The 22,780-nt window shown below is 65.4% G+C and carries 15 protein-coding genes and 4 pseudogenes; 10 read left to right on the plus strand and 9 right to left on the minus strand.

Annotation, left to right across the window (positions count from 1 at the left end):
• Window positions 1-23: 23 nt before the first annotated feature.
• Window positions 24-194: pseudogene (locus tag FE811_RS28700) on the plus strand (aldehyde dehydrogenase family protein); the annotation flags it as partial.
• Window positions 167-766 carry an aldehyde dehydrogenase family protein gene (locus FE811_RS06815; protein ID WP_116221291.1) on the plus strand — a complete coding sequence of 200 codons (600 nt, stop codon included), beginning with the start codon at window positions 167-169 and terminating at the stop codon, window positions 764-766. The pseudogene FE811_RS28700 and the gene FE811_RS06815, both read left to right, overlap by 28 nt.
• Window positions 767-1,921: 1,155 nt before the next feature.
• On the opposite strand, the gene kynA is transcribed toward FE811_RS06815, so the two are convergent.
• Together kynA and FE811_RS06825 are read right to left on the minus strand one after the other, a co-directional pair.
• Window positions 1,922-2,752 (minus strand): tryptophan 2,3-dioxygenase, encoded by an 831-nt coding sequence (kynA, locus tag FE811_RS06820; RefSeq protein WP_116221292.1) that lies wholly within the window; start codon window positions 2,750-2,752, stop codon window positions 1,922-1,924.
• A 237-nt stretch (window positions 2,753-2,989) separates the two neighbouring features.
• Window positions 2,990-3,631 (minus strand): annotated as a pseudogene (locus FE811_RS06825) (kynureninase); the annotation flags it as partial.
• Between the two features lie 398 nt (window positions 3,632-4,029).
• Between FE811_RS06825 and FE811_RS06830 the strand changes: the two are divergent.
• Together FE811_RS06830 and FE811_RS28195 are read left to right on the plus strand one after the other, a co-directional pair.
• A pseudogene (locus FE811_RS06830) lies at window positions 4,030-4,302 on the plus strand (IS3 family transposase); the annotation flags it as partial.
• Between the two features lie 125 nt (window positions 4,303-4,427).
• A pseudogene (locus tag FE811_RS28195) lies at window positions 4,428-4,712 on the plus strand (ceramidase domain-containing protein); the annotation flags it as partial.
• 451 nt (window positions 4,713-5,163) lie between these two features.
• On the opposite strand, the gene aldA reads toward FE811_RS28195, so the two are convergent.
• From aldA to FE811_RS06865, 6 genes are read right to left on the minus strand one after another with little or no spacing between them, the layout of a single operon-like run.
• Window positions 5,164-6,654, minus strand: coding sequence for an aldehyde dehydrogenase (gene aldA / locus FE811_RS06840; RefSeq protein ID WP_338117753.1), 1,491 nt, complete (start codon window positions 6,652-6,654; stop codon window positions 5,164-5,166).
• Between the two features lie 8 nt (window positions 6,655-6,662).
• Window positions 6,663-7,991, minus strand: coding sequence for an FAD-binding oxidoreductase (locus tag FE811_RS06845; protein WP_244294994.1), 1,329 nt, complete (start codon window positions 7,989-7,991; stop codon window positions 6,663-6,665).
• Window positions 7,992-8,027: 36 nt separating this feature from the next.
• Entirely contained in the window at window positions 8,028-9,881 is a 1,854-nt protein-coding gene (locus tag FE811_RS06850; RefSeq protein ID WP_244294996.1) for an ABC transporter ATP-binding protein, read from the minus strand.
• Window positions 9,878-10,690: an ABC transporter permease gene (locus FE811_RS06855; protein ID WP_036752903.1), complete on the minus strand. Its 813-nt coding sequence runs from the start codon at window positions 10,688-10,690 to the stop codon at window positions 9,878-9,880. The genes FE811_RS06850 and FE811_RS06855 overlap by 4 nt, the downstream gene beginning before the upstream one ends.
• Window positions 10,687-11,634 (minus strand): ABC transporter permease, encoded by a 948-nt coding sequence (locus FE811_RS06860; RefSeq protein ID WP_036752900.1) that lies wholly within the window; start codon window positions 11,632-11,634, stop codon window positions 10,687-10,689. Before FE811_RS06860 ends, FE811_RS06855 begins: the two co-directional genes overlap by 4 nt.
• Window positions 11,635-11,672: 38 nt before the next feature.
• On the minus strand, window positions 11,673-13,196 hold the full coding sequence (locus FE811_RS06865) for an ABC transporter substrate-binding protein (RefSeq protein WP_208861537.1): 1,524 nt from the start codon (window positions 13,194-13,196) through the stop codon (window positions 11,673-11,675).
• A gap of 408 nt (window positions 13,197-13,604) precedes the next feature.
• Here FE811_RS06865 and FE811_RS06870 point away from each other — a divergent pair, with 408 nt between their 5' ends.
• The 5 genes from FE811_RS06870 (at window position 13,605) to FE811_RS06890 (ending at window position 19,694) form a co-directional block, all read left to right on the plus strand.
• Window positions 13,605-15,659, plus strand: a complete 2,055-nt coding sequence (locus tag FE811_RS06870) for a hydantoinase/oxoprolinase family protein (RefSeq protein WP_116221296.1) — start codon at window positions 13,605-13,607, stop codon at window positions 15,657-15,659.
• A gap of 14 nt (window positions 15,660-15,673) precedes the next feature.
• Window positions 15,674-17,260 (plus strand): hydantoinase B/oxoprolinase family protein, encoded by a 1,587-nt coding sequence (locus tag FE811_RS06875; RefSeq protein WP_370362666.1) that lies wholly within the window; start codon window positions 15,674-15,676, stop codon window positions 17,258-17,260.
• Window positions 17,261-17,332: 72 nt separating this feature from the next.
• Window positions 17,333-18,127, plus strand: coding sequence for a helix-turn-helix domain-containing protein (locus tag FE811_RS06880; RefSeq protein WP_166435428.1), 795 nt, complete (start codon window positions 17,333-17,335; stop codon window positions 18,125-18,127).
• A gap of 17 nt (window positions 18,128-18,144) precedes the next feature.
• Window positions 18,145-18,846, plus strand: coding sequence for an SDR family NAD(P)-dependent oxidoreductase (locus FE811_RS06885; RefSeq protein ID WP_208021329.1), 702 nt, complete (start codon window positions 18,145-18,147; stop codon window positions 18,844-18,846).
• A gap of 11 nt (window positions 18,847-18,857) precedes the next feature.
• Window positions 18,858-19,694: a sulfurtransferase gene (locus FE811_RS06890; RefSeq protein WP_181180833.1), complete on the plus strand. Its 837-nt coding sequence runs from the start codon at window positions 18,858-18,860 to the stop codon at window positions 19,692-19,694.
• Between the two features lie 60 nt (window positions 19,695-19,754).
• On the opposite strand, the gene FE811_RS06895 is transcribed toward FE811_RS06890, so the two are convergent.
• On the minus strand, window positions 19,755-20,750 hold the full coding sequence (locus tag FE811_RS06895) for a 1-aminocyclopropane-1-carboxylate deaminase/D-cysteine desulfhydrase (RefSeq protein WP_116221300.1): 996 nt from the start codon (window positions 20,748-20,750) through the stop codon (window positions 19,755-19,757).
• Between the two features lie 199 nt (window positions 20,751-20,949).
• Between FE811_RS06895 and FE811_RS06900 the strand changes: the two genes are divergently transcribed.
• Complete coding sequence (locus FE811_RS06900; protein WP_116221301.1) at window positions 20,950-22,776, plus strand: ABC transporter ATP-binding protein; 1,827 nt, start codon at window positions 20,950-20,952, stop codon at window positions 22,774-22,776.
• Window positions 22,777-22,780: the final 4 nt, after the last annotated feature.

Here is a 22,780-nt window from a genome sequence, read left to right on the forward strand (position 1 = left end):
GTCCCGACCGGGCGCAAGGTAAGGTGCAGGCACGCGCCGCCAGCCAGTTCAAGACCGCCTTCCTGGAACTGGGCGGCAGCGACCCGGTGGTTGTGCTGGACAGCGCCGATGCCGACATGGCGGCGGAAATCATCACCCGCGGCGCGACGGAAAACTCGGGCCGGCTTTGCTGCGCGATCGAGCGAGGCTACCACGGCATCCTCGACCAGGTGACCAAACGCACGGTCGCGCGGATGCAGGCGCTTGGCATGAGCATGCAGGACATCAAGCAGGGAGACTTGGCCCGGTGATCTTCGCCCGCCAGGCCGAGATCCCGCGCGCCCAGCTTGACAACGCCGTCGCCAAGGGCGCGCGCATCCCGACCGGGGGCCGCATCATCGACCACGAAAGCGGGCTGTGGTGCGAACCGACCGTGCTGGCCGACGTCACGCAGGACATGGCGGTGATGCGCGACGAGACCTTCGGCCCCATCGTGCCGATCATGAGCTTCGATACCGTGGACGAGGCCGTGCAACTGGCCAACGACACCGAATTCGGCCTGCCGGCGGCGATCATCGGCGACGAGGATGCCGCCATCGCGGTCGGCCAGCGCATCAATGCCGGCGGCATGTGGATCAACGATTTCGACACGATGAGGGGCGTCGGCGCGCGTGCCGAAAAGACCGCCTTCGGCTCGTCGGGCCTTGGCGGCAGCCGTTACGGCCATGGCGGCTTCCTGCGCTTCCTGTGCAAGAAGGCCATCGTGGTGCGCGGCGCGGCGGCGTGACGGAAAGGGGCGCTTCTGGCCGCACTCGCCAGCCATTGGCCCATCCCCTAGACTGGCGGCCTGGAATCACCGCCAGTCTAGAGACCCCCCGCCATGTCATCCCGCCCTCCGGGAATCAGCATCGTGATTCATCCCGATACCAAGGGGCTGTTCCGCGCCGCCCTTGTCGGGCCGGGCAGCGCGATACGCACGGCCCTCGAGATCATCGCCCAAAGCCCCGGCAACCATCTGCGCCGGATCGACAGTCGCTGGAACATCGCCTTCACCCGTGTCGATCTGCCCCCCGACGAGGGCACCGGCTGCTGGAAGCTGATCTCGATCGGCGACGAGATCTACATGATCGTCACCGATTGCGATTATGTCTCGACCCGCTTCGAGAAGGTCCCCTCGGAAGGGCTGGTCGAGTTCCATTTCCTGCTGGAAGGCTCGGTCGAACTGGCCATGCCCCGCCCCGAGGAACCCGGCCTGACCGCCTCGACCATCATGGCCTGCCACCAGGCGCCGGGGGTCAGCTACGACGTCTGCTGCCTGCCGGGGCGCTTCCGCATGATCAGCCTCTATGTCCGGCCCGAACTGTTGGCCGACAGCTTCGGCTTCGGCGCGCAGCCCGGCAGCCGGGCAGAGCGGCTGATGCGCCCGGCGGCGGGCGCGATGGCACTGGTCGAGGCCGCGACCACGGTCAAGATCGTCACCGCCCTGCGCGACGTCTTCGCGCTGGAATTCAACAGCCAGCGCGACCTGATGATGGTGGTGGCGCGCATCTTCGAACTGCTGTCGCTGACCACGGCGGCGCTGGAGGCCGATCCCGTGGACAGCAACAGCGGGATCGCCTTCACCGAGCGCAGACTGGCCATGTTCGCCCGCGCGCAAGAGATCCTGTCCGACGATGCCGGCGGGCGGCTAACCATCGCCGACCTGGCGCGCGAGCTTGGCACCAACTCGACCAAGATGCTGGCCGATCCCGACATCCCCATCGCCCCCATCGCGCATATGGTGGGCTACGACCACCAGGCCAGCCTCACCACCGCCTTCAAGACCCATTTCGGCCTGCCCCCAAAGAGGCGCGCAAGCTGGCCGCGCCTTCCGGCATCGGCGCCGATACGCAGGCTTGAGATAGGGGCTGGCCCCGGCGCGAAATCAGGCCGGGGGCCGGGTTCACAGCTCGGTGCGCACGCGCCACAGTTCGGGAAACAGTTCCACCTCCAGCATCCGCTTGAGATAAGAGATTCCCGCCGTGCCCCCGGTGCCGCGCTTGAAGCCGATCACGCGCTCGACCGTAGTGACGTGGTTGAAGCGCCAGCGGCGGAAGTAATCCTCGAAATCGACCAATTTTTCGGCGACTTCATAGGCTTCCCAGTATTTTGACGGATTGCGATAGATGGCGGCCCAGACCGCCATGACACCTTCGTTGAATGTCCATGCCTGCCACAGGTCCCGGTTTAGAACCTCTTCGGGGATTGGTAGCCCGGCACGCGCCAGACGCCGCAGCACCTCGTCATAAAGCGAGGGGCGGGCCAGTTCGGCCTTAAGCTTTTCCAGCAAGTCCGGTCGATGTTCATGCGGTTTCAGCATCGCGAGGTTGCGGTTGCCGACAGCATATTCGATCAGCCGGTATTGCCACGACTGGAAGCCCGAGGACTGCCCCAGATCGTCGCGGAACTCGGTATATTCCGAGGGGGTCATGGTGCGCAGTATGTCCCATGCGTTGTTCAACTGCTCGAAGATGCGCGAGACGCGCGACAGCATCTTCAGCGCCTCGGGCGCGCGGTCGGCGGCGATCATGTCCCGCGCGCCGTTCACCTCATACAGCGCCAGTTTCATCCACAATTCGGAGGTCTGGTGCTGGATGATGAACAGCATCTCGTCATGGGCGGTCGAAAGCGGCTTCTGCGCGGTCAGGATCTGGTCGATTTGCAGATAGTCGCCATAGGACATGCGCTGGCGGAAATCCATCTGCGCGCCGTCCCTGGAAGGATCGTAACTCATGTTCGCTCTCTCTTTTCGCTGAAATGGATGCTCAGGGAAAAGTGACTCGCTGGTCCAGAATGGCACATTGCCCGATCCGCCGCCACAGCGCGATCCAGCCCGAGGGGCGGCAGACGCAGGGAAGGATGCGCGCGCGGATCATGTCACCCGCGCCCGCGCCTTGAATTCGGGCCGGTCCCAGCGGCGTTCCTCCATGATCCGCGCCAGGATATCGACCGCGCGGTTGACATCGTCATGGCTGAGATACAGCGGCGTGAAGCCGACGGCGAAATCTGCGCCTTCGGCCGCGACGTGAAGCGGCAGTGCGCCCGCCGAATGGGACAGGTTCCAGATCGCCAGCGCGCCCTTTTCATGCGCGCGCGCCGTCAGCGCCTTCATGTCGTGGCGCCGCCCGGTGCGGCAATCGACCTCGGTGATCAGGATCGCGGCGACGGTTTCGCCGATGGCGTCCAGCACGGCCTCGGGATCGGCGATGCGCAGCTCGTAGCCCTGGCCCAGCGTCCTGACCAGCCCCTGCGCGATATAGAGGTCAGAGGGGAAGTTGCCGTTGTCCGAGAGAACCACGCGGCGGCAGGGGTTCATCTCGAAGGCCGAGGCCAGCGCCTGATAGACCTTGATCCACAGCGTGTCGCCCATCACCACGCTGCCGGGTTCAGCCCCAATCAGCCCGGCGATGCGGTCGCCCACGCGACGGGGCTGCTCCATCCAGCCGGCCTCGTTCCAGCCCCGGATCAGCATTCCGCCCCATTCCTCGCCGACGACGCGGCCCATCCGTTCCTTCACCGCAAGCGGCAGCGGCCCCAAAGAGTTGCTGTCCAGATAGATCACCCCTTCGGGCAGGTCGAACATCGCCCGTGTGAGGGAAAAATCGGTGGTCATGAGTCGCTATCCTGCTGCATGGGTCGATGCGTGACGCCTCCGGAGCGGTTGCCCGGAGGGCCCCCTGATCAGCCCGCGCTGTCCCTCGTTCCGGGTCGATCCTACGAAGAAACCGCGTGGCACCGCAACATCGCGGACACGCCCCGCGCTGGTTCTTTTAATGAATGTCGCCGGATCTTTTCAGATTTTGGGCAGCCCGCCGATACGGCTCGAACACGGCTTGGACGGCATCTCCCGTTTATTCTGCCCATGTCGGGCAGATTGTCACGGGACATTACTGCTGGCGCGCATTTTTCGGCCGACGCTTGCAGGTTGAGCGTGCCGACCGATGCAAATCCGGACAGTTCGTCCATGTCGAGGGTCTCTCCGGGATCTTCTCGTTCGTAACCGCGTGGGTGGTTGATCCGACTGTCAGTTCCGGCATGGACCTCGACTCGCCGCGTGCATCGCTCGCAGCCCTGGCCGAGACGATCAACGGCCTGTTCAAGGCCGAGGTCATCCATCGGCGCGAACCATGGCGCGGCTTCGAAGCGGCGGAATACGCCACGCTCGAATGGGTTGACTGGTTCAACAACCGCCTTCTGCTGGAGCCGATCGGGAACATCCCGCCCGCCGAAGCCGAGGCCAACTTCTACGCCGCGCTGGAAATTGAACCCTTGGCCGCGCAATAAAGCAAGTCAGCCTCTGGCAAGCACGGGCCGTTTTAGGGTGAACTGGCCTCCATTTCGGCCGGACAGTTGGGCGCTGCGCCCCGCACAGCTGGATCCTGACCTGTGTCCAGAAGGATTCCGATGACCTGGCTTGCCCTGTGGAGGCTTATTGCGAACGGACCGGCCCGGACGACTGGGCCGAGCCGATCAACGCGATGACGAACCTCGCCTTCCTGATCGCCGCCCTTGTTCTCTGGCCGCGGCTGCGCGGGCCAGAGATGGCGATGGGTCGGGCGCTGGCGGCGGTGCTGTTCGTGATCGGCGTCGGATCGCGGCTGTTCCACACCCATGCGAGCCAGCTGACCGGGTTGATGGACGTGCTGCCGATCCTTGGCTTCATCCTGCTCTATGTCTTCGCCGCCACCCGCGACTATTGGGCAGAGCCCCGGACAGCGCAGGAAGCGGACGGACTCGCGTCCTTGCTGAACTGCGAAAGCGGGAGCCCGCCGGTGTCACATGGACAGTCGGCGACAATACCCACGCGATTGCTCCCCGAAGCCATGCCGTAACCTCTAGGCCCGCACATAGTCCCCGGGCTGGATGGGTTCGGTTGTGTGTTGGTTGCGGGGGCTGGCAGCACCTGCTGCCATAAGATCTGTTCTCCCCTGTTCCATCGCAACACCGAGGATGCCGATCGACACGCCGCTTAGCTCCGCATAAACCTCCCCGCATTTCTCGCCGGACGCGACGTCCACCTCACCGATGGGGGTGCATAGCGCCTTGGCGAAGCGCACGATATCATGGCTGCAGTTGCCCGCCGATATTCGGATGAACATCCGGCACATCGGCGAGCGTCTCGGCCACGGCAGCAAGCGAGCCGGCTTATCCTTTGATATAGACGGTATGGGTCACGGTAAACTCATACAATCCATGCTTGCCGTCCGCCCCGCCGATGCCGGATTTGCGACGGCCGGCGTGGAAGCCCTGCATTGCCTCGAAATTCTCACGGTTGATATAAGTCTCGCCAAACTTCAACTCGCGCGCCGCTTTCATCGCGGCATTCAGATCGCGGGTATAGATGGACGAGGTCAGGCCATATTCGCTGTCATTGGCCAATGCGATGGCTTCGTCGAGACTGTCGACCGGTTGAACCGGCAGAACTGGACCAAAGGTCTCGCGGCGCATGATGTCCATTTCGGCATTCACCCCGGTAATCAACGTCGGCTCGTAATGGAACCCCTCGGGCAGGTCGGCGAGCTTGCCGCCTGTTACCACGGTCGCCCCCTGCTCGCATGCCCGGTCGACGGCGCCCGCCACCTTGTCCAGACCGGCCCGATTGATCAGAGGGCCCATGTCCAGATCATCCGTGACCGAAGGATCGCCATAGCGCGTTTCCTGAAACAAGGCCGCGAGCTTCTCGACCAGCGCATCGTGGACGGACCGTTCGACATAGACCCGCTCGGCACAATTGCAGACTTGCCCGGTGTTGATCACGCGCGAGGCATGAATCGCCTGCGCGGCCAGGTCGAGATCGGCGTCCTTCAGCACGATGGCCGGAGCCTTGCCGCCCAGTTCCAGATTGACCTTGGTCAGGTTTCGGCCCGCCGCCTGCATGATATGCGCACCCGTGCCGACGCTGCCGGTAAAGGTGATCAGGTCGATGCCGGGATGGGTCACCAATGCCTCGCCGGTTGTCGCGCCACGGCCGCCGATCAGGTTGAAAACCCCCTTCGGCAAGTCCGTTTCCGCCAGCAGTTCGGCGAATAGATAAGCGTTCAGCGGGGTTTCCTCGCTGGGTTTGATGACGATGGTATTGCCGGTCACCAGTGCCGGCGCCATCTTGCGCGCGATCAGGAAGAACGGAAAGTTCCAGGGCAGTATGCCCGCGACCACGCCGATGGGCTTGCGCAACAGCAACATGGTTTCATTCGGGCGATCGCTGGTCAGCACCTCACCCTCGATCCGGCGGGCCCATTCGGCCATGTAGTCGATGTAATTGGCGGTGAAATCGACCTCGACCTGGGCCAGGCCGCGCACTTTGCCCTGCTCCTTGACGATGACGTCGGCAAGCTCCAGGCGATGCTCGCGCAGCTTGGCCGAGACCTGGCGCAGATACCCCGCGCGCTCGATGGCGGGCAGCCTTTCCCAGCCGGCCTGCGCATGGCGGGCGGCCTTCACGGCAGCATCGACCTGGTCCGGCCCCGTGTCGGGGATTCGGCCCAGAAGCCTGCCGTTGGCGGGGTTCAGCACCTCGATTACTCCGGTGCCGCTCTCCACGAACGCGCCGTCGATATAGTTGCGGTAGTCCTGCGGCTCACCCTGGAAAGCCTTGGCGGGAATGCGGGTCATATCGGGTTCCTCCTCCGAAGTCATGAAACGGGTCAGGTAGCCGTCGCGCCATAGCGCGGGCGCAGGCGGCTGATGTCGAAAACCTTGGCATCGACGCGGGTAGGCTCGCCGGTGATCAGGTCGGCCATCAACTGGCCCGCACCGGGGCCGATGCCGAAGCCGTGTCCCGAAAAGCCCGAGGCGACGTGCAGGCCGGGGACGGTATGGACGGGGCTGATGACGGGGATCGCGTCCGGCGTCGCGTCCATGACGCCCGCCCATTCGCGGCGGACGCGGGCACTCGCGAAGCGCGGAAAGGCACGGCCGAGATTCTTCAGCGCCTTGCGGGTAAAGCCGGGCACGGCAGGCGGGTCCATGACCCGGCAAGCCTCGAACGGGGTAGCCTCATCCGCTCGCCAGGATCGCCGGATCAGCGCTTCCTGCAGGAAGATCCCGTTCAGGCGCAGGCTCAACTCGCGCCAGGTGGTCAGGAAGGTCGGGAAGAACTCGGTCAGCAGCCGGAAATGATCCGGCGTCAGGGGGGCAAGGTTCTTGTTCCTGACCGCCACGGTGAACCCGCCATCCAGCCGCTTGCGATAGGCAAAGTCCCCTGCCCCGACCGGCATGTCCGTCAGCCCTTCGACCCCGTCTACGCAGGCCACCGGGCCGATCACCTTCAGTTGCGGAAAATCCAGCCCCATGTTGCCAAGGAACAGCCGCGACCAGATCCCCCCGGCGACGACCGCCACCTGGCAACGGATCGTGCCGCGTTCGGTCACCACGGCGCTGACCCGCCCGGCCGAGGTCTCGACCGTCCGCACCGCGCAGCCGGTCAGGATATGGGCGCCCTTTTCGCGCGCGGCCTCGGCGATGGCGGGAACTGCGATCCACGGTTCGGCCCGCCCGTCCGAGGCAGTATGCAGCACGCCCAGGATACCGCCATTGTTGCCCGGCAGCTTTTCGGCGATCTCGGCCTGCGACAGCATCCGCGCGTCCAGCCCGTGGCGGCGGCCGATCTCTTCCCAGGCCAGCCAGCCTTTCAGGTCGCGGCGGTTATAGGACAGGTAGCTGATGCCGGTGCGGCGCCAGCCGGTGTCGCGCCCGATGCGTTCGTTCATCTGCGACCACATCTCGACCGAATGCATACACAGGGGCAATTCGCGTTCATCCCGGCCCATCTGCCGCGTCCAGCCCCAGTTGCGGCTGGACTGTTCACCCGCGATCACGCCCTTTTCGCAAAGCGCGACCGAGATCCCGCGTTCGGCCAGTTCCAACGCGGTGGTGACTCCGATGATGCCCCCGCCGACGATCACCACATCGACCGCAGCAGGAAGGGTATCGTCACCTGGAAAGGGGGCGACGGGAATGGAAAGCATGGACATGGATGTTGGCTCGCATCGTCAGAATGGGGACTGGCGTCATTGCCAGTCTTCCCCGGAGTCCAGGACAAAATGATCGTCCGAGATTTCAAGATAGCGCCGGACGGGGCGACGATAGTCCGGCGGGCGGACGGGGCTGCGCAGTTCGGTGACTACAGCTGCACCGCGCTGGTGACGCCGGGCCGGATCGGGCACCGGAACCGCGCCCAGCAACCGCCGCGTATAGGGATGGCGCGGATTCTCGAAAATGGCCGCGCGCGGGCCGATCTCGACGATCTCGCCCAGATACATCACCGCGATCCGGTGGCTGATGCGTTCGACCACCGCCATGTCATGGCTGATGAACACGAAGCCCAAGCCCATTTCCTGTTGCAGGTCCATCATCAGGTTGACGACCTGCGTCTTCATCGTCACATCCAGCGCCGAAACCGCCTCATCGGCCACGATGACCTTGGGCTTCATCACCAGGGCCCGCGCGACGCAGATGCGCTGACGCTGGCCTCCCGAGAATTCATGCGGATAGCGCCCGGCCATTTCCGGCTGCAACCCGACGCGGGTCAGCAGCGATGCGGCAATCTCGCGTTGCTCGGTCGCGCTCGCCTTGCCGTGGATGCGCAACGGCTCGGTTATCGCCTCTCCGATGCGCAGGCGGGGGTTCAGGCTGGCATAAGGATCCTGGAAGATCATCTGGATGTCATGGGCGCGTTCGACCGCCGGGATGGCGCCCAGCTCGCGCCCGGCCAGCACGACCCGGCCTTCGTCGCGGTCGTGCAGCCCGGTGATCAGCTTGCCGGTGGTCGATTTCCCGCAACCGGATTCGCCGACGATGGACAGCGTCTCTCCCTGTCGCAGGGTAAAGCTGACGCCTTCGACCGCATGAACGCGGGCGATGGTGCGCTTCAGAATCTTGCTCTGGATGGCAAAGCGCTTGGAAAGGTCGCTGACCTGCAACAGATAGGGCGGCCCCTCGCGCAGCGTGTTGGAACGACGCTCGGGCTCACGCAGTTTGCCGCTGGCGATGTCAAAGACCGGATAGGGCGTCGGCACCGCATTGCCGGTCATCGAGCCCAGACGGGGCACGGCAGAAAGCAGCGCACTGGTATAAGCCTTGGCAGGGTGGCGGAAAATCTGCTCGGTCGTGCCGGATTCGATTACGTCGCCGTGATACATGACCAACGTGCGGTCCGAGACCTCGGCCACGACGCCCATGTCATGGGTGATGAAGATCACTCCCATGCCGCTTTCGGCCTGCAGCTCCTTGATCAGGTCCAGGACCTGCGCCTGGATCGTCACGTCCAGTGCCGTCGTCGGTTCATCGGCGATCAGCAGATCGGGCTGGCAAGCCAGGGCGGCCGCGATCATGACCCGCTGCCTCATGCCGCCGGAAAACTGGTGCGGGAAATCGTCGTAGCGGCTTTTGGCCGAGGGAATGCGCACGCGATCCATCATCGCCAGCGCCTCGGCGCGGGCCTCGGCCTTGCCGATACGACGATGCGTCAGGATCGATTCCGCGATCTGCGCGCCGATGGTCATCACCGGGTTCAACGAGGTCATCGGCTCCTGGAAGATCATCGAGATCCGGTCGCCCCGGATGCGCTCCATCTGGCGTTCGTCCAATTGCAGCAGGTCGATGCCCCGGAACAGCGCCTGCCCCGAGATGCGCGAATTGTCGCGCGGCAGCAGCTGCATCAGCGCCATCGAGGTGACGCTTTTGCCCGAGCCGGATTCACCGACGATGGCCAGCGTCTCGCCCCCGCTGACCGAGAAGCCGACATCGCGGACAACATCGTTCCATTGGCCGCCGCGGCGAAAGCCCACGGTCAGGCCCTGGACCTGCAGCAGCGGATGTTCTGCGGATTGCGTCACCGTCATGTTCTCCCGATTGCGGCTCATGCGCCCGATTCCCGTCTGGGATCGAAGAGCTGCCGCAGGTGGTCGCAAAAGGCGTTCAGGACCAGCACCAGCACGATCAGCGACAGGCAGGGCGCCAGCAGCAGCCATGGTTCCTGCGCGAAGGTCGAGCGTGCGGTGCCGATCATCATGCCCAGGGACGGCTGTGGCGGCAGCACGCCAAGGCCCAGGAACGACAGGCCGGATTCCAGGATCACCGACATCACCACGACGAAGCTGAACTGCACGAACAGCGGTCCGACGATATTGGGCAGGATCGTGCGAAAGATGATGCGGGTCGCCGATGCACCCATCAGGCGCGTGGCGTCGACGTAATCCTGCCCGCGCACGGTCATCACGCTGGCATGGGCCACGCGGGTGAAGCTGGGCACGAAGACCAGCGCCAGCACCGGCACCAGCGTGGACGGGCCGGCACCGTAAAGCGTCGCGGCCAGCATCGCCAGCAGCAGCGGCGGAAAGCACAGGATCACATCCATCACGCGCATCGACAGCGCCTCGGAAAAGCCGCGGACATACCCCGCGACCACGCCGACCGAGACACCGATCACCGCCGAGATCATCGCCGCGCCTCCCGATATCAGGATGGCCGAGCGCAGCGCGTGGACCAGCCGCGACAGCAGGTCGCGCCCGTACTCGTCCTGTCCCAGCGGATGCGCTGCCGAGGGTCCGCCAAACCGCGCCGCCACATCCATGGCCAGAGGATCGGCCAGAGGCAGCAGCGGCCCGATAAAGGCTATGGCCAGGATCAGCGCCAGCAGGATGCCCGATGGGCTTTGGAAAGCCTGTTTCATTTGCGCACCCTCGGGTCGGTGATGCCGTAGATGATGTCGACCAGCAGGTTCAGCCCGATATAGAAGGCCGAGACGACGACCAGCACGCCAGTGACCACCGGGTAGTCGCGCGCGTTCACGCCCGCGACCAGCATTCCCGACAGGCCGGGCCAGTTGAACACGGTCTCGACCAGCACCGTGCCGGCCAGGAGGCCGCCCAGTTGCAGCGCGAACACGGTGATGACCGGCATCAGCGCATTGCGCAGGGCATGGCGGATGATCACCCGGCGGGCGGGAACCCCCTTGGCCCGCGCCGTGCGGATGAAATCCAGCGGCAGCACGTCCAGCATCGATGCCCTGGTGATGCGGAAGACGATGGCGGACAGGCCGATGGCGATGGTCGCGGCCGGCAGGACCAGCAGTTGCAGATGCTTGCCCGGATCGCGCGAAAACGGCACGAAGCCTCCCGCCGGCAGCCAGCCCAGGACCTGGGCGAACAGCACCACAAGCAGCGTGCCCAGCACGAAGACCGGCACCGACTGCGCCGTCCCTGCCACCACCGCCGCACCCCGCGAGAAGCGGCCCCTGGGGCGCAGCGCCGACAGCACCCCCGCCGGAATGCCGATCAGGAGGCTGAGGATGCCCGCCGCCGCGATCAGTTCCAGCGTGCGCGGCAGGCGGCGCATCACCTCCTGGCCGACCGAGCTGCCATCGACCATCGAGGCGCCCAGATCGCCTCTCAGAATCCCCATGACGTTGTGGGAATACTGCTCGGGCAGCGGGCGATCGAGGCCGAGCTGCTCGCGCAGCATCTGCACCATCAGGGGATCGGGCGAACCGCCGTCCTGCGCCAGCAGCAGTTCGGCCGGATCGCCCGGCACGAAATGGATGGACAGGAAGACCAAGGAAACAACCACCCAAAGCATGACGAGGCTTTGGGCCAATCGTCGGACAAACCACCCCATCAGGTCGCCTTTCGTCTGGTTATCGGACGCTGGGCCGTTCAGCCCAGCTTCAGCTTGTCGAACAGCACCGAGGAGAACGGAGACAGTTGGTCGGGCAACATGGCGAGATCCTGCACGCTCGCCTTGGCGGCGAAACCCGTCGCGCGATAGCACAGGCCGCAGAAGGTGGTCGCCTCCAGCACCATCTGGTCGGCCCGGCGATAGATATCCACGCGCTTGGCTTCATCCATCTCGCTGCGCCCCTGCGCCAATGCCTCGCCGAGGCCCTCGACCTCGAAATTGCGGCTGCGCAGGTAAGTGGGCGACAGCGAGGGATCGACCAGCGTCGTGACCGCATCGGGGTCGAGGTTGTCCAGCCCGATGCCCTGCACCGCGAAATCGCCCGCGCCCTGGTTGCCAAGGTTCACCCGCGTCGCCCAATCGGGCATTGTCAGGTTGACGGTGATGCCGATCTCGGCCAGTTGCGCCTGCACCAGCACCGCCGTGTCGCGATGCATCGAATATTGCGACGTCGAAAGCAGCGAGACGGTCAAGCCGTTCTCGTGGCCGGCCTCTTTCAGCAACGCCTTGGCGCGTTCGGGGTCATAGCCCCAGAAGGCGGCCTGGTCGTCATGGCGGTAGGGGCTGCCGGCGGCGCGCGGCAGGCCCGTCATCTCGGCGCCGAAGCCGAAGAAGATCGACTTGACGAACTCGTCGCGACGCAGGCCGAAGGCCACCGCCTGCCGCAGGCGCGGATCGGCAAAGACGCCGCCGCCGTTGAAGCTGAGATACATGAAGGCGCCCGCATCGACCTTGTGCAGAGCCAGAGCCGGATCGGCCTCGATCGCGGCCATGGCCGACCAGGGCACATAGTCGATCATGTCCACATCGCCCGCGTTCAGCGCCGCTACCCGGGCGCTTTCATCGACATAGGGCGTGATGGTGATGCCGGCCAGGGTGGGCAGGCCGGGCTTGAAGTAATGCTCGTTCGGCTCCAACTCGATCGAGACGCCCTTTTCCGCATAGGCGATGCGATAGGGACCGGCGCCGATCCCCTGATCCTCGGCATCGGTCGAACCGGCCTTGAGGATCGAGAGGAACGGAAACGTCATCAGCGCCGGCAGCGTGGCCAGCGGTTCATCCGTGGTCAGGCGGAAATTGCGCTCGTCTATGACCTCGAAGCCGGTGACGGGGCGCAGGGCGTCGAACATATAGGCGCCCGAACCGTCTGCCTGGATCTGCTGGAAGGTCCATTCCACATCCTGCGCCGTGACCGGGCTGCCGTCGTGGAAATGCGATTCGCGCAGGGTAAAGCGCCATGTCTCGGGCGTCTCGTTGTCCCAGCTTTCGGCCAGTTCGCCCACCAGCTGCCCCTGCTCGTCGTAGTTGATCAGGGTGCGATTGATCAGCGAACACAGCAGATGCCCCGAATAGCCGACATTCACCCAGGGACGCAGATGTGGCGGATAGGTCGAAAGCCCGACCCGCAGGGTCTGCCCCCCTTGCGCCTGGGCGAAACGCCCGCCAAGCGCCAGCACCGCGCCCGACATCGTGGCGATCTTCAACAAGTTCCGTCTGTTCAATTGCATGACCTTGCTTCCCTGCTGTCGCCCCTGTGCCAGGGCGGTTTTCCAAGGCCCCTTCGACAGGTCCGCATGGGAGGTGCCGCCGGGCTTTCACTGATGGAAGGGTAGCGATTCATTTTTTCCTCGGTCAAGTATATTCCATTTATCAGATGACAATTTGTAATAAATTCTTATTAACAGAATATAATGCATGGTACTGCTCATCTTTTGGGCAGATTCCTGGACTTCATATCCATTTAATTCTTGTAATCAGAATATATTATAGTTTTTATACCTGATTCAAGAATATGATTGACCATGCGAGCGCTCTGTCCTGATATGGCTCCATGTCAAACCAGGGCAGACGGGCCGGCGCCGAGGGGCTGCCGCGCCTGAACGCCTAGCAACGAATGCAGGAAAAAACCCATGACTTGGCGTATCGGCGTGGATTCGGGCGGCACCTTCACGGATGTCTGCCTCTTCGATGACACCTCGGGCGAGGTAACGATCTGGAAAGTCTCATCGACCCCCGACGATCCGTCGCGCGGCATTACGCAAGGGGTAGCCGAAGGGCTGGAACAGGTTTCTGCCAGCGCCGAGACCATCAGCTTCCTGGGACATGGCACGACCGTTGCCACCAATGCGCTGATCCAGGGCCGCGGGGTCAAGACCGGCCTCATCACCACCGACGGCTTCCGCGACTTGCTGGAAATCGGCCGCCAGAAACGGCCCGACCTTTATGACCTGCAAGCCGACAAGCCCGAAACCCTGGTCACGCGCGACCTGAGGCTGGGGGTGGCCGAGCGCGTGCGCGCCGACGGCTCGGTCGAAGAGGCGCTGGACGAAGGCGCCTTCCGCGAAGCGGTGCGGGAACTGAAGGCACAGGGGGTCAAATCGGTCGCGGTCAGTTTCCTCTACAGCTTTCTCAACGACGCGCATGAGCGCCGTGCGGCCAAGATCATCGCCGAGGAGTTCCCTGACGCCTTTACCGCGATCTCCTCCGATATCGCGCCCGAGTTCCGCGAATACGAGCGCCTGTCCACCACGGTCGTCAACGCCTATCTGGGCCCGGTGATGCAGGGCTATGTCCGCGCGCTGAAGAAGAAGCTGACCGATCTGGGCCTGAAGGTCGCGCCGCAACTGACGCAGTCGAACGGCGGCGTGATCGCCTTCGACACGGCGGCGGAAATGCCGGTGCGCACAGTGCTTTCCGGTCCCTCGACCGGCGTGGTCGCCGCGCAGGCCATCGGGCGGATGACCGGCATCGACAACCTGATCACCTTCGACATGGGCGGCACCAGTTCCGACGTCGCACTGCTGTCGGGCGGAGAATGCCGCGTGGTCAACGAGGCCGTGGTCCATGGCTATCCCCTGAAGGTGCCGATGCTGGACATCCATACGGTGGGCGCAGGCGGCGGTTCGATCGCCTATGTCGACAACGGCGGGCTTCTGAAGGTCGGACCGAGAAGCGCGGGCGCCAATCCCGGCCCGGCCTGCTATGGGCTAGGCAATGACGAACCCACCGTCACCGACGCCAATGTGGTCTTGCAGACGCAGAACCCCGAATATCTGCTGAACGGGCGGATGAAGATCGACCGCACCCTGTCCGTGGCCGCGATCCAGAAGCTGGCCGACAGGCTGGGCATGGAGATGCTGGAGACCGCAAACGGCATCCTCGACATCGTCGTCGCCAACATGGCCAAGGCGATCCGGGTGATCTCGGTCCAGCGGGGACATGATCCGCGCGACTATACGCTGGTGGCTTTCGGCGGGGCGGGGCCGGTCCAGGCCGCGCGCCTGGCGCGCGAACTGGGCATGAGCCGGGTGCTGATCCCGCGCACGCCGGGCGTGCTATGCGCGCTGGGGCTGCTGATGACCGACCTGCGCAGCGACTTCTCGGCAACCAGCCTGATGCGACTGGACCAGGCGACGCCCGAACAGGTCCAGGCGATCTTCGACGACCTGCGCGCCCGCGCCCGCGCCTGGTTCGAGGCCGAAGGCATCGCGCATCCCGCCCGTGTCCTGAATCTTGCCGTCGACGTGCGCTATGCCGGACAGAACTATGAAATAGCCGTGGCTCTTCCCGACGGCCCCGTCGACGCCGCAACCTTCGACACCATCCGCGAGGGTTTCCTGGCCGCGCATCGCCAGCTCTACGGTTTCGTGGCCGAGGGCGAGCCGATGCAGCTTGTCACTTTCCGCGCCGCCGCCAGCGGGCTGGTGCAAAAGGCCGATTTCGTGCCCCAGCCGCTGGAAGGCGACGATGCCAGCGCGGCCGTCACCGGCTCGCGGCCCGTCTGGATGCTCGAGGCGCACGATTTCGTCGAGACCACTCTTTACGACCGCGCATTGCTGAAGCCGGGCAATGTCGTCCGCGGCCCGGCGATCATCGACCAGATGGATTCCACCAGCGTCGTTCCCCCCGGCATGGCCGCGACGGTCGATCCCTATCTGAACCTCATCCTGGAGGCAGCCAAGTGAACATGATCCCCCAAGTGAAACTGAACCCGATCACCGTCGAGGTCATCGGTTCGGCCTTCGCCTCGACGGTCGAGGAAATGGGCGAGGCGCTGGTGCGCGCCTCTTATTCCACCAATATCAAGGAGCGTCGCGACTGTTCGACAGCGCTGTTCGACGCCGAGGGTCGGATGCTGTGCCAGGCCGAGCATATCCCCATGCATCTGGGCAGCTTCATCGGCTTCGTCCCCTATGTCCTGCGCCATTTCGGGCAAGACGGGATCCAGCCGGGCGACGTGTTCATGGGCAACGACGCCTATGAGGGGGGAGGCACCCACCTGCCCGACATCGTCCTGGCCGAGCCGGTCTTCGTCGAGGGCAAGCTGGTCGCCTGGGCGATCAACACCGCGCATCATTCGGATTTCGCGGATCGCGGCCATGCACATATCTATCAGGAAGGGCTACGCATTCCGCCCGTGAAACTGTACCGGCGGGGCGAGCTGCAAGAGGACATACAGCGCCTGTTCCTGCTGAACTGCCAGGTTCCGGCAGAGCGCATCTCGGACCTTCGGGCACAGTTGGCCGCAAACCGGCTGGGCAATATTCGCATGACCGAGCTTTGCGGCAAATACGGGCTGGACACCGTGCTGGCCGCAGGTTCCGAATTGATGGACTACGCCGAGCGCAAGATGCGCGCCGGCATCAGCGCGATCCCCGACGGGCGCTATGCCTTCTCGGACGTCTTCGACAGCGAATCGCTGGAGACGCCATTGGAAATGTCTGTGACCATCGAGGTCAGGGGCGACGAGATCGCGCTGGATTTCACCAGCCCGCCGCAGGTCCGCGCCGGCCTGAACGTCGTCTATACCGCACTGCTGGCGACGGTCTATTACGCGGTCAAGACCGTCGTGGACCCGACGGTCCTGCCGAATGCGGGCCTGGCCCGGCCGATCACCGTCACGGCCGGCGAAGGCACGCTGCTGCGCTGCGCCCATCCGGCGGCTGTCGATGGCCGCATCACCGCCTGCCAGCGGGTCGTGGACCTGATCCACGGCGCACTGGCCCCGGTCGTGCCCCACCGTGTCACCGCAGCCTCGAACGGCTCGGTCGCGGTCGCCAGCTTCGACGGGCGGCGCCAGGATGGCTCGCTGTGGGTCTATCTGGAAACGATCGGCGGCGGGTTCGGCGCGCGCCACAACAAGGACGGACTGGACGGCGTGCATGTGCACATGACCAACACCTCGAACCTGCCGGTCGAGGCGCTCGAGAACGAATATCCCATCACGCTCCGGCGCTATGAACTGGTGGACGGCTCGGGCGGGAACGGGCAATTCGTCGGCGGCATGGGCCTGCGCCGCGTCTATCGCGCCGAAAAGCCCTGCCGCGTGCAGGTGATGGGCGCACGCCTGACTTCGCAGCCCTGGGGGCTGGACGGCGGCAATCCGGGCGCCAGCGGCTATTTCACCCTGAACGGCGCGCGCAGCGGGTTCGAGCGCGCGTCCGTGGACCTGGCGCCGGGCGACATTCTCGAGATCGTGACCCCCGGCGCGGGCGGCTATGGCGACCCGGCCCTGCGTGATGCGACATCCCGCGTGCGGGACTTGCGGGAAAAACGCTTTGCATAGAGGCGCAATGCTTGACTTGCCCGCCGTTCCGGCCAAACCCGGATGGCGGGCAGACCTCAGCTGGAGCGACATTTGGCCAGACAATCCTCTTCGAATGCCGGGCGGGCGGCGGAAATCCTGATCCTGCTGGGACAGGCCGACCGCAAGGGCATGGCGCTGGCGGCCCTGGCAGCCGCCACGGGCGAGGCGAAATCCTCGGTCCACCGGACACTGGTGGCATTGGCCGAATACGGGCTGGTCGTGCAAAACGGCAATCGCGGCAATTACATGCTGGGGCCGGCCACCTATGCGCTGGCTCATCGCAGCCTTGGCGTGAACGAGATCGTCGCCACATATCGCCCGGCCCTCATCGACATCACCGGGCGCACCCAATTCTCGACCTATCTCATGGTGCGTTCAGGGCTGGATACGATCTGCCTGGATTACCAGATGGGTCAGATCGTCGCGCAACCCTATGTCTCGGGCATCGGCGGGCGGATCCCGATGGGGGTCGGCATCTCGGGTGTCTGCATTCTCGGCATGATGGACGCACGCAGCCGCGACCGCTGCCTGGACCTGCTGGAGGATCGCCTGGCCCAATGGGATCTGACCCGGCCGCAAATCGAAGCGGAAATAGCCGAGTTTCAGCGCCTGGGCTTCATGCGGGGCATCCGCCGCAGCGCGGGCATCGAAAGTCTGACGCTGACCGTGCCGATCAACAATGACCACCTGCGCGGGATGGAGACCGCGATTTCGCTTCTGGCACCGCTGAACATCCTTGACGCCGCTGGCGAGCGGGCGGCGATCGCCGTCATGCGCGACGCCATCTCGACGGCCGAGCGACATGCCAGTTCCCCGACCCGCAGCGACGATATGTCTGGCAGATGACCCGAATGGAAGAAAGCATGACGCGAACCGTGATGATTTCCGGCGCCTCGCGCGGGATTGGCGCCGCGATTGCGCAACGGATGCAGGCGGCGGGCTGGAATGTCAGCCTCGGCCTGCGCCGTCCCGAGACGGCAGGCCCTGACACGCCGCAGCGCCTTGCCTGCCGCTATGACGCGCTGGAGCCGGATTCGGAGCGCGCCTGGATCCGCGCAACCATCGCCCGGTTCGGCCGGCTGGATGGGCTGGTGCTGAGCGCAGGCATCCACAGCCGCGCCACCGTGCTGGAGGCCGCCGACGAGGAATTCGATCAGTTGATCGCAGTGAACGTGAAATCGCCGATGCGGCTGGCCCGGCTTGCATGGCCGCATCTTGAAGCCCTGCCGGACGGCAAGCCGCATCCTGGCCGGATCGTGCTGATGTCCTCGCTGTCGGGCAAGCGGGTGAAATCGGCAGGTTCGGGCCTTTACGGCATTTCCAAGTTCGCGCTGATGGGACTGGCGCAGGGCCTGCGACAATGCGGGCGCGACAATCGCGTGCGCACCACCGCGATCTGTCCCAGCTTTGTCGCGACGGACATGGCGGCAGGCGTCGTCCAGGACATGTCCGAACTGACCCGGCCCGAAGACATAGCCGCCATCGTGGAAACCGTCCTGGGCCTGCCTCCCACCGCCTCGGTCGCCGACATTCCCGTCCACTGGTCGGTCGAGGATTGCTATTGAGGAACATGGCCATGCGATCATCACCGCTGATCTTTGCCGCCGAGGCGCTGGCGGCGCCGGAAGGAACCATCTTCGTCGACACCCGCCCCAGGGAGGATTGGGCAAAGGCGACGATTCCCGGCGCCACCTGCCTGAACGTCTACGACTATTTCATCGCCCACAGCGACGAGAGGGGCATTGCCGCGATGGTGGCCGGCGCCCGCGCGGCGTTCCGGCAGCTTGGCCTCGACCGGGCGCCGCTGGTCGTTTTCTTCGAAGAGCAAACGGGGATGCGGTCGCCGCGCGGGCTATGGTTCCATGAGCTTTGCGGCTTCGACGGCGGCCGCATTCTCGACGGCGGGCTGGCTGCCTGGCGCGCGGCGGGCGGTGGGACCGCCGCCGGAGCCGGTGCGACCGGCAGGATCGGCGACGGCGATCCAGCACAGGCAGGCGCCTTTCGCAGCGAACTGGTCGCAGCCACCGAGGAATTGCTGGAGCCGGGTGCGCCGGAGTTGCATGTCCTGGACGCACGCCGCCCAGCCGAATGGGACGGAAGCTATGTCCACGCCTGCTGCGCCCGCGCGGGCCGCATCCCCGGCGCGGACCTGCTGTTCTATGAAGACCTGTTGCAGGACGGCCGCTATCGCAGCCCCGACGATATCCGCCGCATCGCCGCGGCGGCGGGCTTTGGGCCGGGCCAGCGCATCGTCACCTATTGCCACCGGGGTGCACGGGCGGCGACCACGCTTTACGGGCTGCGCTCGGCCGGCTTCGACAATGTCGCCATCCATCCCGGCAGTTGGCACGAATGGGCAGGCGAGCCCGACCTGCCCGCCGTCGAAGGAACCGGCGCCTTCGTCCACCGCTGAGGCGTGGAAGCACGAGGGGTGCCGGAAATGCGGCGCCCCCTCCCCGTCACGATGGCCGGGTCACAGCTTCGCAAGCTGCTCGGCATGGGGATAAAGCGCCGGCGAGCCGCCCGTGTGCAGGAACAGCACCCGCGCCCCCTTCGGAATCGTGCCGTCCTCGACCAGCCCCAGAAGGCCCGCCATGCCCTTGCCGGTATAGACCGGGTCCAGCAGCAGCCCCTCTTGCATGGCCAGCCGCTTGATCGCGGCATTGCCCGCCTCGGAGGGCACGGCATAGGCCTCGCCGAAATAGCCGGTCTCGACATGGATCTCCTCGGGCCGCCACACCCGGTCCAGCCCAACCAGCTTGGCCCCCTCGGTCGCCATCGGCGCGATGCGGTCGGGAAAGGGGACGGCCGAGCCCGAAACAGCGATGCCGATTGCCTTGGTGCCGGGCCAGTATTGCGTCAGGCCGATCTCGATCCCGGCCAGCGTGCCGCCGGACCCGACGGCAGTGACGATGACATCCGGCGCAGGCAGGGCAAGGGCGGCGAATTGCTCGGCCAACTCGCGCACCGCGCTGGCATAACCCAGCGCGCCAAGCGGCGTCGCCCCGCCGACCGGCATGATATAGGGTTCCTGCCCCCGTTCGCGCGCACGGTCGGCATGGGCCTGCATCCGCGGCCCGATCAGGTCGAAATAGGCGTCGGGGTCCAGAAACTCGATCTCGGCCCCGAACAGCCGGTCGAGCAACAGGTTCCCCTGAAAGCCGGACGGTTCATTGCCGCGCAGCACCAGGACCGGGTGCATGCCGAAATGCCGCGCCGCCGCCGCCGTCATGCGGGCGTGGTTCGACTGGTGCCCGCCCGTGGTGATCAGCACCTTCACCCCCCGCGCCACGGCATCGGCCATCAGGTATTCCAGCTTGCGCACCTTGTTCCCGCCGCCGCCGAAGCCGGTGTAATCGTCGCGCTTGACGAACAGCTCGATCCCCAGATCCGCGCCCAGCCGCATCAGCCGCTCCACAGGCGTCGGTGCGAATGCAAGCGGGATCTTCGGGACATCTCCAAGTTTCATCGTGCCATCTTCCTGTGCAGATTGCGTCCTCTTGCGGGGACATGGGCAAGGCAATGCCCCCTGGATGGGAAAAACCTTGCATTGCCTCGGTTATGAATGAAGATATATCATATATTGATATTGGCAAGCCGCTCCGGCCATCGCGTGCATCTCGGCGCGCATCGCTACGGAGCACAGCCAGAAGACGCGAGGAGTGCCGATGACAGACCCCGTGCTTTCCGTCGCCGACCTGCGTGTGGCGTTTCGCGGCCGTCGCGGCTGGACAGAGGTCGTGCATGGCCTGGATTTCGACATCGCCCCCGGCGAAACGGTGGCGCTGGTCGGCGAAAGCGGCTCGGGCAAAAGCGTGACCTCGCTGGCGGTGATGCGGTTGCTGGACCCGGCCGCCAGCAGGATCACCGGCTCGGTCCGGCTGGAGGGGCGCGACCTGCTGTCCCTTTCCGAAGGCGCGATGCGCCGCATCCGGGGCGACCGGGTCGCGATGATCTTCCAGGAACCGATGACCTCGCTGAATCCGTCGATGAAGATCGGCGAGCAGATCGCCGAGGTTCTGACGACCCATCGCGGCATGGACCGGCAGAAGGCCATGGCGGAAACCGTTCGACTGCTGGAGCGGGTGCGCATCCCGGCGGCCAAGCGGCGAATGCTGGAATATCCGCACCAGTCCTCGGGCGGGATGCGGCAGCGCTTCATGATCGCCATGGCCCTGGCCTGCCGGCCGCGCCTGCTGATCGCGGACGAGCCGACCACCGCGCTGGACGTGACGGTGCAGGCGCAAATCCTGGAGCTGATCCGCGAATTGCAGGCCGAAGAGCAGATGGCGGTGCTGTTCATCACCCATGACATGGGCGTCGTGGCCGAGGTGGCGGATCGCACGCTGGTCATGCTGCGCGGCGATGCGGTCGAACAGGGGCTGACCGCCGAAATCTTTGCCCATCCGCAGCAGCCTTATACCCGCGCGCTTCTGGCAGCCGTGCCCCGGCTCGGCTCGATGGCCGGAACCGGCCGGCCGGCGCGATTCCCGCTGGTCGATGCGGCAACCGGCGCGGCCAGTCCCGGAACCGAATTGCCCGACACCCTGCGCGGCACGGCGCCGCTGCTCGAGGTGCGCGGGCTGACCACCCGCTATGATGCCGGCACGGACCTCCCGGGCCGGACGCAGGCGCGCGTTCATGCGGTCGAGAACGTCTCTTTCGACATCCGGCAGGGAGAGACGCTGGCCCTGGTGGGCGAATCCGGTTGCGGCAAATCCTCGACCGGGCGCTCGATCCTGCGGCTGACGCAGCCCTTCTCGGGCTCGGTAAGACTGGACGGGACCGAGCTGCTGGAGCTTGACCGCCCGGCCCTGCGCCGAATGCGGCGGCAGATGCAGATGATCTTCCAGGACCCCTTCGCCAGCCTCGATCCCCGTCGCCGGGTCGGCGATGCCATTGCCGAGCCGATGGTGACGCATGGCCTGGCGCGAGGATCGGAACTGAAGGACAGGGTCGCGGACCTGCTGACGCAGGTCGGGCTTTCCCCCGACATGGCGCGGCGTTTCCCGAACGAGTTCTCGGGCGGGCAACGGCAGCGCATCTGCATCGCCCGCGCCCTTGGCATCGCGCCGAAGCTGATCGTCGCGGACGAGGCGGTGTCCGCGCTGGACGTGACCGTCAAGGCGCAGGTGGTGAACCTGATGCTGGATCTTCAGGCCGAGCTTGGCCTGTCCTATCTGTTCATCAGCCATGACATGGCGGTGGTCGAACGGATCAGCCACCGCGTCGGCGTGATGTATCTGGGCGAGATCGTCGAGATCGGCCCTCGCGAGGCGATCTTTGGAGCCCCCGCGCATCCCTATACCCAGCGACTGCTCCAGGCGATCCCGGTACCCGACCCCGCCCTTCGCGGCAACCGACCCGCCGGTGAGTTGCGCGAGTTGAAAAGCCCCTTGCATCCGGTGGGTTATCAGCCCCCGGCCCGCGAATGGCGCGAGGTCTCGCCCGGCCATCAGGTGCAGGTTGCCGGCCCGGAATGGCAGGCCGCCTGAGCGG

Source organism: Paracoccus sp. FO-3, assembly GCF_006386455.1.
Taxonomy (GTDB): Bacteria; Pseudomonadota; Alphaproteobacteria; order Rhodobacterales; family Rhodobacteraceae; genus Paracoccus; species Paracoccus versutus.

What these genes read in the sequence shown, in the direction of transcription:
- FE811_RS06860 (WP_036752900.1), bottom strand. Translation starts at nt 11,634, where the DNA reads ATGGGGTGGTTTGTCCGACGATTGGCCCAAAGCCTCGTCATGCTTTGG.
- aldA (WP_338117753.1), bottom strand. Translation starts at nt 6,654, where the DNA reads ATGACTTCGGAGGAGGAACCCGATATGACCCGCATTCCCGCCAAGGCT.
- FE811_RS06900 (WP_116221301.1), top strand. Translation starts at nt 20,950, where the DNA reads ATGACAGACCCCGTGCTTTCCGTCGCCGACCTGCGTGTGGCGTTTCGC.
- FE811_RS06850 (WP_244294996.1), bottom strand. Translation starts at nt 9,881, where the DNA reads ATGAGCCGCAATCGGGAGAACATGACGGTGACGCAATCCGCAGAACAT.
- FE811_RS06885 (WP_208021329.1), top strand. Translation starts at nt 18,145, where the DNA reads ATGACGCGAACCGTGATGATTTCCGGCGCCTCGCGCGGGATTGGCGCC.
- FE811_RS06890 (WP_181180833.1), top strand. Translation starts at nt 18,858, where the DNA reads ATGCGATCATCACCGCTGATCTTTGCCGCCGAGGCGCTGGCGGCGCCG.
- FE811_RS06870 (WP_116221296.1), top strand. Translation starts at nt 13,605, where the DNA reads ATGACTTGGCGTATCGGCGTGGATTCGGGCGGCACCTTCACGGATGTC.
- FE811_RS06845 (WP_244294994.1), bottom strand. Translation starts at nt 7,991, where the DNA reads ATGTCCATGCTTTCCATTCCCGTCGCCCCCTTTCCAGGTGACGATACC.
- FE811_RS06895 (WP_116221300.1), bottom strand. Translation starts at nt 20,750, where the DNA reads ATGAAACTTGGAGATGTCCCGAAGATCCCGCTTGCATTCGCACCGACG.
- kynA (WP_116221292.1), bottom strand. Translation starts at nt 2,752, where the DNA reads ATGAGTTACGATCCTTCCAGGGACGGCGCGCAGATGGATTTCCGCCAG.
- FE811_RS06855 (WP_036752903.1), bottom strand. Translation starts at nt 10,690, where the DNA reads ATGAAACAGGCTTTCCAAAGCCCATCGGGCATCCTGCTGGCGCTGATC.